The organism is Burkholderia sp. Ac-20344 (assembly GCF_017104975.1).
Lineage (GTDB): Bacteria > Pseudomonadota > Gammaproteobacteria > Burkholderiales > Burkholderiaceae > Burkholderia.
In genome coordinates, this window is record NZ_JAAGPP010000413.1 from 1 (window position 1) to 331 (window position 331).

Here is a 331-nt window from a genome sequence, read left to right on the forward strand (position 1 = left end):
CCGCCAGCATGCCGGTCTTGATCGCCGCGTGGCTGCCCTTGATCCGCGATGCGTTCAGGAAGCCCGCGTCGTCGCCGATCAGCGCGCCGCCCGGGAACACCGTCTTCGGCAGCGACAGCAGCCCGCCGGCCGTGATCGCGCGCGCGCCGTACGACACGCGCTTGCCGCCTTCCAGGAACGCGCGGATCGACGGGTGCGTCTTGTAGCGCTGGAATTCCTCGAACGGCGACAGGTACGGGTTCGTGTAGCCCAAGCCCACCACGAAGCCGACCACCACCTGGTTGTTGTCCATGTGATACAGGAACGAGCCGCCGTAGGTGTCCGACTTCAG

At 67.1% G+C, this 331-nt stretch carries 1 pseudogene; it reads right to left on the reverse strand.

Annotation, left to right across the window (positions count from 1 at the left end):
* Window positions 1-331: pseudogene (locus tag G3N64_RS39470) on the reverse strand (electron transfer flavoprotein-ubiquinone oxidoreductase); the annotation flags it as partial.